Annotated in this window: 10 protein-coding genes; 2 read left to right on the top strand and 8 right to left on the bottom strand. The window is 40.8% G+C overall.

All coding sequences use genetic code 11. The features are described from left to right. Window positions 1-32 precede the first annotated feature (32 nt). The 3 genes from BLS20_RS01275 to BLS20_RS01265 are packed head-to-tail and all read right to left on the bottom strand — an operon-like array spanning window position 33 to window position 2,482. On the bottom strand, window positions 33-1,682 hold the full coding sequence (locus BLS20_RS01275; protein WP_090171304.1) for an FAD-dependent oxidoreductase: 1,650 nt from the start codon (window positions 1,680-1,682) through the stop codon (window positions 33-35). Next, window positions 1,675-2,286 (bottom strand): 4Fe-4S binding protein, encoded by a 612-nt coding sequence (locus BLS20_RS01270; RefSeq protein WP_090171300.1) that lies wholly within the window; start codon window positions 2,284-2,286, stop codon window positions 1,675-1,677. Before BLS20_RS01270 ends, BLS20_RS01275 begins: the two co-directional genes overlap by 8 nt. After that, on the bottom strand, window positions 2,273-2,482 hold the full coding sequence (locus BLS20_RS01265) for a 4Fe-4S binding protein (RefSeq protein ID WP_090171297.1): 210 nt from the start codon (window positions 2,480-2,482) through the stop codon (window positions 2,273-2,275). The genes BLS20_RS01270 and BLS20_RS01265 overlap by 14 nt, the downstream gene beginning before the upstream one ends. 118 nt (window positions 2,483-2,600) lie before the next feature. Here BLS20_RS01265 and BLS20_RS01260 point away from each other — a divergent pair, with 118 nt between their 5' ends. Then, a complete protein-coding gene (locus BLS20_RS01260; protein ID WP_090171294.1) occupies window positions 2,601-2,939 on the top strand; it encodes a winged helix-turn-helix transcriptional regulator in 339 nt (112 codons plus the stop codon). Between the two features lie 305 nt (window positions 2,940-3,244). Here the strand turns inward: BLS20_RS01260 and BLS20_RS01255 are convergent, their stop codons facing one another. Then, a complete protein-coding gene (locus BLS20_RS01255; protein WP_090171291.1) occupies window positions 3,245-3,427 on the bottom strand; it encodes a hypothetical protein in 183 nt (60 codons plus the stop codon). A gap of 237 nt (window positions 3,428-3,664) precedes the next feature. Between BLS20_RS01255 and BLS20_RS01250 the strand changes: the two genes are divergently transcribed. Continuing rightward, window positions 3,665-5,746: a methyl-accepting chemotaxis protein gene (locus BLS20_RS01250; protein WP_176762232.1), complete on the top strand. Its 2,082-nt coding sequence runs from the start codon at window positions 3,665-3,667 to the stop codon at window positions 5,744-5,746. Window positions 5,747-5,791: 45 nt separating this feature from the next. On the opposite strand, the gene BLS20_RS01245 is transcribed toward BLS20_RS01250, so the two are convergent. The 4 genes from BLS20_RS01245 to BLS20_RS01230 are packed head-to-tail and all read right to left on the bottom strand — an operon-like array spanning window position 5,792 to window position 13,232. Then, window positions 5,792-7,582 (bottom strand): ABC transporter ATP-binding protein, encoded by a 1,791-nt coding sequence (locus BLS20_RS01245; RefSeq protein ID WP_242870501.1) that lies wholly within the window; start codon window positions 7,580-7,582, stop codon window positions 5,792-5,794. A gap of 3 nt (window positions 7,583-7,585) precedes the next feature. Next, complete coding sequence (locus BLS20_RS01240) at window positions 7,586-9,247, bottom strand: sensor domain-containing diguanylate cyclase (RefSeq protein ID WP_090171285.1); 1,662 nt, start codon at window positions 9,245-9,247, stop codon at window positions 7,586-7,588. A gap of 4 nt (window positions 9,248-9,251) precedes the next feature. Continuing rightward, a complete protein-coding gene (locus BLS20_RS01235; RefSeq protein ID WP_090171282.1) occupies window positions 9,252-10,631 on the bottom strand; it encodes a sensor domain-containing diguanylate cyclase in 1,380 nt (459 codons plus the stop codon). Window positions 10,632-10,643: 12 nt separating this feature from the next. Further along, entirely contained in the window at window positions 10,644-13,232 is a 2,589-nt protein-coding gene (locus BLS20_RS01230) for a DegV family protein (RefSeq protein ID WP_143010210.1), read from the bottom strand. Window positions 13,233-13,270: the final 38 nt, after the last annotated feature.

The following is a 13,270-nucleotide window of genomic DNA, read 5'->3' as shown; positions in this document are numbered from 1 at the left end:
GAACCCGCAGGTCGCGAGTTCTTTTCATTATTTTAATGAATTGCACGATAATATTTTACGCCGCCCGGATAGACCTTGGTTTTTGTGATTCCATGTTGCGCCAATATCCTTGATGCATTGTAAGCGCGTACACCGATTCCGCACATCACGATATATTCTTTTCCCCGGTCTAATTCTCCAATTCTGTCTCTTAATTGTCCAAGCGGAATATGAATGGCACCATCAAATGCGAACGTTTGTAGTTCCGGTTTTTCCCTGACATCTAATACTACAGCATCCTGATTCGTCTCTAGTTCATTCCATTCAGCCAATCTTACATAACCATTGATTACATTTTCTGCTACATAACCGGCCATGTTTACCGGATCTTTTGCGGATGAATATGGAGGTGCATATGCAAGCTCTAAATTGGCAAGATCCTTCACAGATGCGCCAAACTGCATTGCCGCTGCGATAGTGTCGATACGCTTATCTGCGCCTTCCTGTCCCACTACCTGTGCGCCGTAAATCTTCTTACCGTCCATCGAGAAAATGAGTTTTACATAAAGTGGCTTCGCACCCGGATAATAGCCCGCATGCGAGTTTTGCGTGATGAAAACTGTCTCATAATCCTTGCCTTTTACATAGCCTTTCGCAATAAGGGTCTTTTCATTTACTCCTGTGGAAGATGCCGTAAAATCAAAGACCTGAATCACAAACGATCCCTGCGTTCCTTTGTACGATGAAGCAATCCCTGCGATATTATCCGCCACAATTCTTCCCTGTTTATTCGCCGGCCCTGCTAACGGCACCATCGTTCTGCCTCCTAAGACATAGTCTTTTACTTCTACTACGTCTCCTGCTGCATAGACACAAGGTGCACTTGTACGCATTCTGTCATCAACGACAATGCCGCCATCTTCATTCACCGCAATTTTAGCCTCTTTGGCAATATCACTGTTCGCTCGCACCCCAATGGAAAGCACCGCAAAGTCTGCATTAAGCTCTGTTTTGCTTCGAAGCGTAATGGTAAGATGGTCACCACAATCGCTGAATCCTGCAACGCCGTCTTCTAAAATCAGCTTCACACCGTGCTTTTCAATATTACGGTGTAGAATCTTTGCCATCTCAAAGTCAAGCTGCTTCATCACCTGCTTCGGCGACTGCACAATCGTCACTTCAAGTCCAAGCTGATGGAGATTTTCTGCCATCTCAAGCCCGATAAATCCACCGCCGATTACCACAACACTTTTGGCGCCGTGATTTTTGATGTACCCCTTAATCTCGTCGGTATCCGATACCGTCCACAAACTCTTAACCTTGTCGGAATCGATTCCTTCCACATTCGGACGATACGGCGACGAACCGGTCGCAATCAGCAAGTTATCATAAGATTCTTGGTACTCATTACCGGATGCTTCGCGAATCGTCACTTGTTTTTTAGCTGTATCGATTCCGATTGCTTCGCTTTTGTCCCGAACATCAATCTTAAACCGATTCACCATCACCTGCTTTTTCATAACCAGCAGATTGTCGCGCTCTTCAATGACCTCTCCTACATGATACGGTAGTCCGCAATTGGCATATGAAATATATTCCCCACGCTCAAGCAATACAATTTCTTCCTCTTCTTTTAATCTTCGAAGTCTCGCTGCACAACTTGCGCCTGCTGCCACGCCTCCGATTATCACCGTCTTACCCATTTTGTACCTCCTGTTTTTTAAGCCTGTTTTGGACCTGACAGATTCCCTGTGTCATCGTCCCCATCGGGCAGAATGTGCACCAGGTTCTTTCTTTAAATAATACCATGACAATCAGACCAATCAGGGTTGAAGTTACCATTAGCCCATAGAAGCCATAACCAAACTGAGCGACCCAGTCCGGAAAGATGCTTCCCTCATAAGTCCATTTCCACGGAATCTTAAATGTCCAAAATAATTTGATTACTTTTCTAAGTGAACCTTGTCCTGCAAAGACAAGATACGTCTGAAACAACATAGTTGCGAACATCGTCATAAAAAATATCAAAAATCCATAGCGAAACCATTTCGTCACCATCCATCTTGGCGCACTCTTTTTTCTAGAACATTTCAGTTTATGACCAAGCAGCCAAAACAGCTGACCTCTGCCACACATATGATTGCAGAACCACTTGTTTCCTCCAAATACCGCAAAGATCAGTGGCAGGATAAAATCAATCATCCCAAGCCATGCAAATAAGATATTGTAAAATCCAAGTGCAAAAAATACAATCGACCAAATCCATAGATATTCATACCAATGATGTGTTTTTTTAACCGACGCCATATGCCACCTCCTCATGAATCAAAAGGGCATCCGCCGGACAGGCCTTTGCACAAATCCCACACCCCACACAAGTTCCTTCATCTACAACTGCATAGCATCCTTGTTCAATCCGAATCGCTTCCCGCGGGCATTGTAATGCACACACACCACAAGCCACACAGATTTGCTTATTCGCTCTCGCCTTTTTTCTTGCCATCTTCTAATTCCTTTTCTTAAGTTTTATTTGCATTTATCAGCCGATACGTTTATTATATGTGGTAAGAAAAATATATCAAGTACGCAATAATTATTAACCTGGTAAGGAAAAACTGAGTATGAATAAGAAAAAAGAACCTTTATGTGATGAAATCGCCGGCGAAGGATGTGCCCTAAAGAAGGTCATGAATATCCTTGGCGGCAAATGGAAAATTATGATTTTATGTGTCATCGACAACAACGACATTGTCCGATATGGTGATCTTCGCCGCTCTGTCTATGGCATTACCAACACGATGCTGGCACAATCGTTAAAAGAACTTGAGGCCGATGAATTTGTCATTCGTACCCAATATGACGAAATGCCAGTCCGAGTCGAATATTCTTTGACAGACAAAGCCAAATCCCTGATTCCAATCTTACTGGAACTAAAAAAATGGGGAGAGAAGAACTTATAGGCTCTTTCTCTCCCCATTTTAAAGAGCGCCTGTAACCAAACTTTGGCGCTCTATGAATCTTGCGATTCAAGTTTTTTACAGCCTTCCATTCCAAATCATCCAATGAAAACTGTCAAGACTCGCTCGCGAGTCTTGCGCGCCGGATTCGGGTCTGCTTCAGCAGACAAATTCCTGTCCGAATCCGTGCGCATCCTCGCGGAGCGTTTAACTCAGTCGGAGCTTGTACTCCGACTGAGTTAAACCTTAAGAAATAACGGAATCATCAATAACAATGTCATCCATCACGCTTTACACTAACCGCGACTTTATTTCACCATCAAATATTTTTGAACTGCGTTCTTACGATAATCGAACTCGGGAATAATCGGCTCCTCGCCAACGGCCGCAACATACGTTGCGGATACTTCCTCCTTGTTGAGGAAATATTCTTTGTCTTCTCTTAACTGTCTTAATAACTTGTTCGCATATGCGGATGTCATTTTTTTCATTCGTCATAACCTCCCTAACGAATCGTGTTTTGCTAAGTTAGATCAATCATAACACCCCTATAACAATTGCAAAATGAACCGCAAGTTTAGATATTTCCTCCCGTCAGTTCTTTTTTGCAGCCAGTCCTCTGCTCCTATCTGCGTAGTCCTTTAGTATTTCATTTTTTGATTTTAGTGTTATAATATAGATATTAAAAAGTTATGTGCTATAACATAATACACAAAGAAGGAGAGCATATGAAAAAATTATCAACCAAAATTACAGCTATGATTGTAATTGTCGTTGTTATTGGTATGGCCGTTTTATGCTTTTTAACCAATAGCAAAGTTACTAATCTAGCACAGAAAAACGCAGAAGAATCTTTATCAGAGGCCGTAAAATCCCGAGTGGAATTAATTAATGAATATAACAATTCTCTTCGAGAATCGGTTGTTGCATACGGTCAATCCGGCATCTACTGGCAATATATTGAAGCTTTAAAAGGAAATCAAGAATCCGGAAATACTGCTGACGAATTATATGTACTTGCGGAAAAGTATGTACAAGAATATAAAGAAAACGTCTATCCGGATCGTTTTGAAGGATTATTTGTTGCGGATGGTGACACGAAACAGATCTGCCATTCAAATCCTGAGAATATCGGCAACTATCTTCGTGAAGATGAAGACGAACGAGAAGCTTTAATGGAAAACCTTGAAAACGTCTCATCCAATTCCACTTACTTTGCAGGAATGAAAGCAACTGCCAATGGAGACGGCACTATGGTACTTGTAAATTATTATCCGGTTAAAAATCCAAAAACCGGCGAACTTATAGGTGTCGTTGGAGGTGGTGCTTACACGCAGCCATTGATCGATATTTTAAATGAACAGCCTGTAGATGGCTTTGAAAACAGCACATACTACCTACTAGATGTTAATAACGGCACATACCTTTTTAACAGCGAAGATAATTCCTTGCAAGGAACCGAAGTAGAAAGTGATATGAAAAATGCCATTGAAACTGCCAAGGAACTCCAATCTGAAGAAGTGGTAACTGCACTATTTGAACATAACGGAGTCGGTTATATCAGCGCTGAACTTTATATGCCGGAACAAGGCTGGTTGTTTATTATGAAAGACTCTCAGGCAGAAGTATTTAGTGAATCAACGAATATCTCACATATCCTGATTCTACTTTGCATCATAGTAGCGGTTGCCATTGCCGTCATAACAGCAATCGTAACGCGCATCATGATGAAGCCGCTGCCTCTCATTGCCGAATCCATTGCCCGATTTGGAACGTTAAACCTCCGTCTGACAGATGATATTAAACCACTTTCCAAACGCAAGGATGAAATCGGCAATATGGCAAATGCACTCCGCGAAATGGCTCACGGAATACGACATGCGGTTCACCAGCTTGAAGATTGTCGTAATGATATCAGCGGAACTGCACATACCATGGGAGATGCCATGCAAAACCTGTCAGATTCCGTCACAAATAATGCTACGGTTACAGAAGAACTCTACGCAAGCATTGCAAATACGAACAGTTCCGTATCCAATGTAAATGACGCTGTATCCAATGTCTTTAACTCGGTAGATGAGATAACGGAAAAGGTTGACAAATCCGATGAAATCACCGACAAACTGTTAGCCAAATCCGAGGAGATTAAAAACGGTGCCAAAAACGCGCTTAACGTTGGTCGTGTCAAGATTGAAGAACAAAAAGAAAAAATTGATATTGCTGTGGATGGACTTCACGCAATCGAGAACATCAATTCCATGGTTGATGATATCTTGGGCATTGCCGGTCAGACCAATCTGCTTGCGCTTAACGCCAGCATTGAAGCCGCACGTGCCGGAGAAGCCGGACGTGGTTTTGCTGTTGTTGCGGAAGAAATCAGCTCCTTAGCGGATCAATCCAAAGAAACTGCAGAACATATTCAGGCGATTGTACAAGACTCTAACCAATCTGTTGAAAATGTCCGCAGTTGCTTCCAGGAAATCATCAATTATATGGAAAAAGATATCTTAGTAAACTTTGAAAAATTTGCAGAGGCTTCTGACGAATACGGAGAACAATCAAACCAAATCAGCGAAGCGATTGAGGCGATTACAGACTCTATGCATCAGCTCAAAGCTTATATGCAAGAAATCGTCGATTCTGCTGACGCGGTTGCAGAAGCTGCCGATCAAAACGAACACGCGGTTACCGAAATTGTAGAAAAGAATGAAGTTATGCAATCCATTTCCGAACAGATGGGTGACATTACAGACACCAACAGTAAAAACTCTAACCAGATTAATGAAATCGTAGAAAAATTTGAGTTATAAGTAAAGAAAATGGAGTTGTACTCGAATCTGTACAACTCCATTTTTTTATGTTGTCTGTCGTTTCCAAAGACCGGCATACTCGCCATTTTCCTCAAGGAGCTTTTCATGCGTCCCGTCTTCTGCTATCACTCCATCTTTCAAAACCACAATACGATCCAGTTTTGCAACCGTCGATAATCTATGGGCAACAACAATGGATGTTCTGTTTCTCATCAGATTTTCAAGAGCTTCTTGAATAAGCTGCTCACTTTCCGAATCGAGTGCACTTGTTGCTTCATCCAAAACCAAAATCGGTGCATCCGTAAGTATCGCTCTTGCTATGGCAATTCTCTGCCTTTGACCTCCGGATAGTTTCACACCTCTTTCTCCCGTAATGGTATCAAATCCGTCCGGCAGCTGCTCAATAAATTCAAGCGCATTGGCATCATGCGCAGCCTGTCGAATCTCCTCCATCGTCGCCGCCGGCCTTCCGTATGCGATATTTTCCGCAATCGTACGATGAAACAGCAATGGCTCTTGCGGTACATAAGCAATCTGTCTTCGAAGACTTGTCTGCGTCACCTTAGAAATGTCTTGCCCATCAACATAGATTGCACCTTCTTGAATATCCGCCAGCCTAAGCAAAAGCCTCGTAATCGTCGTTTTTCCGGAGCCTGACTTTCCAACCAGTCCAACCCGTTGCCCTGCCGGTATCTGCAAATTAAAATGCTCAAATACCGTAGTTGGCACTTTCCCGTCTATATAGCGAAAGCTAAGATCTGAAAATGATATCTGTCCACCATCAACCTGAAGATCCTTTGCATGATCCACATCAGAAACCAGACGTGGCTCATCCAATATAGCTGTCATATCATGCGCATCTCCAAATGCACGATTTATATTTTGCATCACAGACGTTAGCATATTGAAGCGAAGAGTTAAGGTATTCGTATACGTGAACATCATAATCAGTGTTCCTGCACTGATGCCAAACCAAGGCTGTCCACCGGTAATAAAGATGGTCATGACCACCATAATCACGACAATCATGGCAGAAGCTACCGAACCGGACCACATCGAACCTCGCATTCTCTTAGAATCCGTATCATAGACTTCTTTGTTCACTTTTTTAAACAAATCCCTCTCATACTGCTCTCTTCCGGATGTCTTTACCGCCAGTATATTCGTGATACTGTCGGACAATTCCCCGGACAGACGATTTTGCGCACCTGCCGTCTTGGCATTTAACTTGAGCAATCTTCTGAACATGAGATACACAATCAGGATATATACCGCAAGAAATATGACAACCGCCAAGGTATATAAAGGCACCAACGGAAGCAAAATCCAGATGATAAATACCACCGTTGCAACTGCCGGTATGATTGAATATGTTATCGTATTCATCAGCTGGTTATATGCACTTGCAAATTTACTGGTCTGACTGACCAAAGATCCTCCAAATCGATTATTGTGAAACGTCATAGACTGATTGGACAATGTATCAAAACACATTGTAGATAAATCATAATAAACCTTGATTTGAAGTTTCCACAAACTGTAATCTTGCAGCTTACTCGATACCTGTCCCAATACATTGCACAACACAAGTAGGATAATATAAGGACCAAACACCTCAAATACTTCATTTGATGCAATCTTTCGTACGCTTATAATATCTACAATTTTGCCGATTATGAGTGGATTTCCAAATGTCAAAAAATAAGCATATCCAACACCGGACAATATATCCAGTAAAAAAAACGGCCAATGACGAAAAGTTGCCTTTGTGTAATAATAAATCGTTCTTCTAGTAGTAGATGGCTTCTTTTTCATATCAATTCCTCTAACTATCATTCTCTAATCTCTTCTGCGATCATGATGTTCCTGATAATATTTTGCTTTACAACGATACATATCCTCGTCAGCCCTTGCAAATACCGATGCAAATTCCATATCCGTATCCGGCTGATAAGTTGCTACCCCTTTTGATATTGCCAATTCCTCTTCATATCTGTCATTTTCAGCATTAAAGGCTCTAAGATGTTCATCAAAACGTGCAAGAGCTCGCATTACATCTTCTCTCGAACAATTCTTTATAATAGCAACAAACTCATCTCCACCGATTCGATAGATTTGCTCCCCGCCAAATACAGCTCTTATATTGATTGCCGCATCTTTTATCAGCATATCTCCGTATTCATGACCTTTTGTATCATTCATCTTCTTTAAGCCGTTGATATCAAATAAAAATACCGTAAACTGTGCCATCTTCTCTTGAATCAGACGATCCAGCCTTGCTTCCTGCGCAAGATATGCTGCTTTATTGAAGACTCCGGTCATCACATCAATATACGATTGCTTATGCATATAATCCACGTATTCTTTTTGCTCTACGCTAATCTTTCGAATACTTTCCGCTAGCGAGCCAATCTCATCATCGGATTGATAGGAAATCTCCTGATCTAACTCCCCTCGTGCAATTCGTGAGGAAATCGAAATGAGCTCCCGGATCGGTGCCACAATTTTTCTTGTTACATGCATAAACGCAAGCAATCCGCAGATAAGTACCAGTATAAAGATTAACCCCAATTGTGCCATCATCTTTTTCCTGAGCGCATACAAACTAGAATCCGGAGTCGTAATCGCCAGCATCATATTGTTTCTTAATTTGCTGATTTTAAGACGGTATGTCTTTGATCCGACCCGATAAGAATAACTCTCCCCCGTATCACAATATTCCTCACTAAAATAAGTACTTGCCCCTTGTAACTCTTCCGGAAAGTTTTCTTTGGTTAATCCTTTAGAATAATCTTTGTGATAGAGCAGATTCCCCTCCTGACTAACCAGCATTCCCTCGCTGTTTTGATAATCAATAAGATTAATCACCTGATGAATCGTGGTCATCTCTATATCCATTCCTATAACTCCAAGCAGGTCGCTTCCCTCATACACAGGAACCACATAAGAAATCAGATAGGAATTAATATTTTCATTGGAATACGGTTCCATCCATAATGCTTCTCCATTATTGATTGCCTGATAATACCAGCCAACATGCTCCGTGTCATCTTCTTCATACTGCAAAATATCGGTAGGCGTTATGCTTTTATAGGTACCATCTTTTGTTTCATTAAGGAAAAATCCGGATGTAGAGCCATATTTATAAGGCTCAGGTCGAAAATAAACATCCTGCACATTTTCCATGATATTAACCGTTGCAAATGCTCTTTCTTCAATCTGGCTATAGATTTCTTCACGATACTCTTCACCCGCTTGAAACTTCTCATAATCTATTATATTAATCAGATAATCCTCTAAAAGTGTTACCGAGCGCTCAACCTCGGAAAAATACATATTTAACTCGATTGTATTTTCCTCAATCAGCAAGTCCGTCGACTTTGCAGAATGAAGTTCAATTGCCGAAACCAGATAATAAACACCAATAATAGCAAGAACAAAAAACATGACTATGACCAGTCCCATAAAGGAGACTATTAACTTTGTTCGAATAGACTTCATTATCCTATCCCCTCTTTACGTTGTTTCCGCCAAATTCCTTGACCAGATACAGATTCTTGGCTGCACGATAATAATTCTTCTTTAATGTTTCGTTCAGCTTTATCTGTGTAAGTCCCACAGATACCGTTACTTCTCCAATATCCTCTATGAGCTTGCAGTACTGTCTGCACATGATTTCTGCCTCATCTACCGGATTTTTCAAAAGTACCACAAATGAACTCCGGTTCCATCTGGTGATATTCCCATCCTGCCCAAATATTTCCCTGGCCATATGAACCACGGATAAAATGATTCTCTCTTGTTCATACTCTTTTTCGACACTTTCAAAATCATCAATACTAAATTCGACCAGTGTTTGATATTGGCGCGTATTAAGCGTTCCTCTCTCTCCATAGATTCGCATAAAATAATCACGGTTTGGAAGACCGGTAAGATCATCCACATTCCAATCGTTCCCTCTAATCACGGTAGACGAAACCCTCGTATGCTTTGATACGACAATCAAAACAATCACCGCAAGAATTAAGATAACCCATTCCGCAAAAAAGAAACGATAATTATATCCGTTTAGACCAAATGCCGTATCACTTCTTGCTACCAGATACCATCCAATCTCCGGTACATATCGTATAACCGCAAACCCTCCGATACCATAGGATTGATAATGATAATCCGTATCTGCCAGACCTGGCATCGTAACATCCGACACATACGATACTTTCACTGATTTCGACTGGCTACTCATCTGTACCAAGCCATCCTGCGTAATATAGTCAAATCTTACTCCATATTGTGACTCATACTCTGTCAAAATCTCCCCGATCTTATCCATCTCAATTCCGACTCCGACTACACCAAGTAGATTCCCTTCATCGTCTTCTACTCTTCCATCAATAAATATCGTATTTTTTTCATTGTTGGCCTCGTCGACGGAAGATTCAAATTCATAATTCTTCCCACTGGAAATAAAATTCACATACCAGGCATCCGAATTGTCACCATCGGTATCGATTACCTTATGAAGGCCTTCATAGGTATAATATCTTTTGGTATTTTCCGAAACCGCATACACTGAATCGAACTCAAACTCCCTTTGAATCGAATCAAGATAGTTCTTCATCTTCTCCGTGATTTCCTTTTTTGAATCCTCTGATTCTTCTACAAAAAGAGTCTTAAGAACCTCATCTTGATTCATAATTTTCACAGTTGTTATCGCACTCTCTAACTCATTAGATATGGACTTGTCTACCATCTGTGCAATTAGTGTACGCTCATTTTGTACGTTATCATTATCAATACCCCATAATAAATACGCCAGCATCGACAATCCGCCAGCCACCAACACGACTACTATGGCCAGCCTCTTAAATGGATTTTTTCTCATATCATCTCTCCGTTACTTTTCCACATAGATAATGCCAAACGTTCCCACTCCGCAGTTAATCGCAATTGCCGCAGAAGCGCGTCTTGAAATCACATTATCAAAATCTCCTTCTGTAATCAGTTGTTCCCTTAATCCACCTAATTCTCTCCAGCTGATTCCCACAGAACCAATAAACACATTTCGATGATCAATTCGACGTTTTTTCTTAATAATACGCCGAATATAATTTTCCTTTGCTCTTGTCATACTTCCAACTCGAATCCCACCTATCTCCATTGCATCATGCTTCATCTTTATAATCGGATGCACCATGAATGTACGCACCAATACGCTTATATATTTACTTACTTTGCCAAGATACGCAAGGTGATCTAGATTCTCAATCAAAAAGGTAGTCTTTACCTTAGAACGCAGTTCATACAAATATCTTTCAACTTCCTCAGGACTTTTTCCGCCTCTGGCATAAGAATCAGCCATCATTGCCATAAGTGCAACGCCTCCCGATACCTGACCGGAATTGACGACACTTACCCGGGGCATATTTTCTGCAACCCTAACCGCCCTATCATAGGAAACTGAGACCTTCTTTGCTGTACTCACATAAATAATGTGCTTTGCAAACTGCAGGTTATATTCAAAAAATTCCCGCAGCTCATCTTCTTCCGGCGCCATCGTATAGATTCCTTTATGCTCTTTGAGATAATTAATCGCACATTCCTGAGAGACCTCTAAGCCATCCAAAAAACTTGCATTCTCCGTAAAGATTCGAAATGGTATCACCGGTATTCCTCTGCGTTTCGAAATCTCCGGCGGAAGATCCGACATCGAATCTGTCACAATCATAACACTTCGAATTCCTTTCTTTCGAAATGCTCTTTTCGTCAGCGTCTCTATCGATAACTGTGAAATATCTATCTGGCTTGAGCTTGCCTCGTTTCTTCGTCGATCAGCAGTCTTATTTGCTTCTTCAATCGTATAAAGTATCTCCGATGTTCCAACCGGTTTTTTCAGGATATGGACATTGCTTCCTAGTTGATCTTGATTGCATACATCCGTCAATACCGTAAGATAGACATCTTTTAGCTCATCATAATACTCGCGTCTTACTATATATTGATCATAATCCACGATCAGGCAGACCTTCCGATAACCGGCAATCAGTTCCTTAAGTTCTCCATCGTTTGCAATCGCATAAGCCGGAATCCCAAGTTTTTGTGATAAATCAAAAAAAAATTCCTCATAGAATTCATTTAATCTGTCGTGCTCATAATCGAGTTGCTCATATACGAGGCAAACCCCGCATTTTTTATCGTATGACATACTTGGTGCTGCATCTATTACGCGTTGCGGGATACTGACACATACCTGTGTTCCTTCTCCTAATTTACTTTCCATACGGAAAAAGCCGCCCATGCTTTTCACATAGCCACTAACCAAATACAGCCCCAGTCCAAGACCTCCCGGTCTATATCCCGGAGTCTTTTCATCATTAATTGCCTCTAGCAATCGCTCCATCTCAACTTGTGCAATTCCAATTCCGGTATCATTTACTTCTATACACAGGTTATACTCATTGTCATATTGATGTGTATATATCTTAAGTTGAACCCCGCCCCTTTTCGTATAAAGGAAACCATTTTCTACCAGATTTTGAATAATCTTTAAGATTTTTTGGGGATCTCCATACATAACTTTTGGGATCATAGGATCTATCTGAACAATAAGATCCGGATAATGGTTTACATTATGATTCTGCCGCTGCATCTTACAAAGCGATAAGATTGATACCGCATTGTAAGCCTCCTGAAGCAGCGTCATCCTGCCTCTTAAAAGATGCGAAAAGTCATTAAGATCATCTAATTTTTTTTCTAAAACAGTTCCGAATAATGCAAGATTATTCATCTGTTCATCATAATTATCACCATTTTGAAGTGCATCCCTAAGCAGCAAACGTTCCCCATTATTGTTGTGTGCCATTAAGCCTAGTTCTTTCGCTACAATTCGAATCTGTTCTTTCGCCTGTTCTTCCTGTCGTTCCCACTTTTTCTTTTCTTCAAGATGATAACGATATTGCCGAATTCGCTCGGTTATAAAAAGATGTGCCACGATGGCTACCAATATCACCAAAAAGAACTGAAACAGCAGTTGCCAGATGGAGATATCGTAAACTTTTTGCCAATGCAGCTCTTCTCTTGCCAAATTATATAATACGGTGAAAAAATAAGAAAATGCGGACATCCATATAAGTGTACGAAGCCGGGCAATAAAAAGCACCACCATTATACAGACAATGGAAAGTGCCAAATTGCTAAGTGTAGTCTGATGAATGCCGTAAATGAAAAAATAATACATCAAAAAAGCGACATACAAATGTATCCTTTGTATATCATTATATTTTTGTGCAAAACTTATATACCAAGAATAAATCAACATACAGACAATAATTGGAATATTCCCCCGCTCCCAATCAAGTAACAAAACCTCAACAAATAAGATTAAAGCTGCTACGGTAGATGCGATCAGTATGATCAAATTTGCACCCTTATATAATTTTTCTTCCGTATAATCTGTATTCATCCCATCTTCACCATCTCTATCCAATATATAGTACTATTGTAACAAAAGGCTTTTATTTCTAC

The organism is Eubacterium oxidoreducens (genome assembly GCF_900104415.1).
Classification (GTDB): Bacteria; Bacillota; Clostridia; order Lachnospirales; family Lachnospiraceae; genus Eubacterium_C; species Eubacterium_C oxidoreducens.
This window is presented reverse-complemented; position numbering and strand designations above follow the sequence as displayed.

Coding starts and splice junctions, on each gene's coding strand:
- BLS20_RS01275 (WP_090171304.1), bottom strand. CDS start 1,682: ATGGGTAAGACGGTGATAATCGGAGGCGTGGCAGCAGGCGCAAGTTGT.
- BLS20_RS01270 (WP_090171300.1), bottom strand. CDS start 2,286: ATGGCGTCGGTTAAAAAAACACATCATTGGTATGAATATCTATGGATT.
- BLS20_RS01265 (WP_090171297.1), bottom strand. CDS start 2,482: ATGGCAAGAAAAAAGGCGAGAGCGAATAAGCAAATCTGTGTGGCTTGT.
- BLS20_RS01260 (WP_090171294.1), top strand. CDS start 2,601: ATGAATAAGAAAAAAGAACCTTTATGTGATGAAATCGCCGGCGAAGGA.
- BLS20_RS01255 (WP_090171291.1), bottom strand. CDS start 3,427: ATGAAAAAAATGACATCCGCATATGCGAACAAGTTATTAAGACAGTTA.
- BLS20_RS01250 (WP_176762232.1), top strand. CDS start 3,665: ATGAAAAAATTATCAACCAAAATTACAGCTATGATTGTAATTGTCGTT.
- BLS20_RS01245 (WP_242870501.1), bottom strand. CDS start 7,582: ATGATAGTTAGAGGAATTGATATGAAAAAGAAGCCATCTACTACTAGA.
- BLS20_RS01240 (WP_090171285.1), bottom strand. CDS start 9,247: ATGAAGTCTATTCGAACAAAGTTAATAGTCTCCTTTATGGGACTGGTC.
- BLS20_RS01235 (WP_090171282.1), bottom strand. CDS start 10,631: ATGAGAAAAAATCCATTTAAGAGGCTGGCCATAGTAGTCGTGTTGGTG.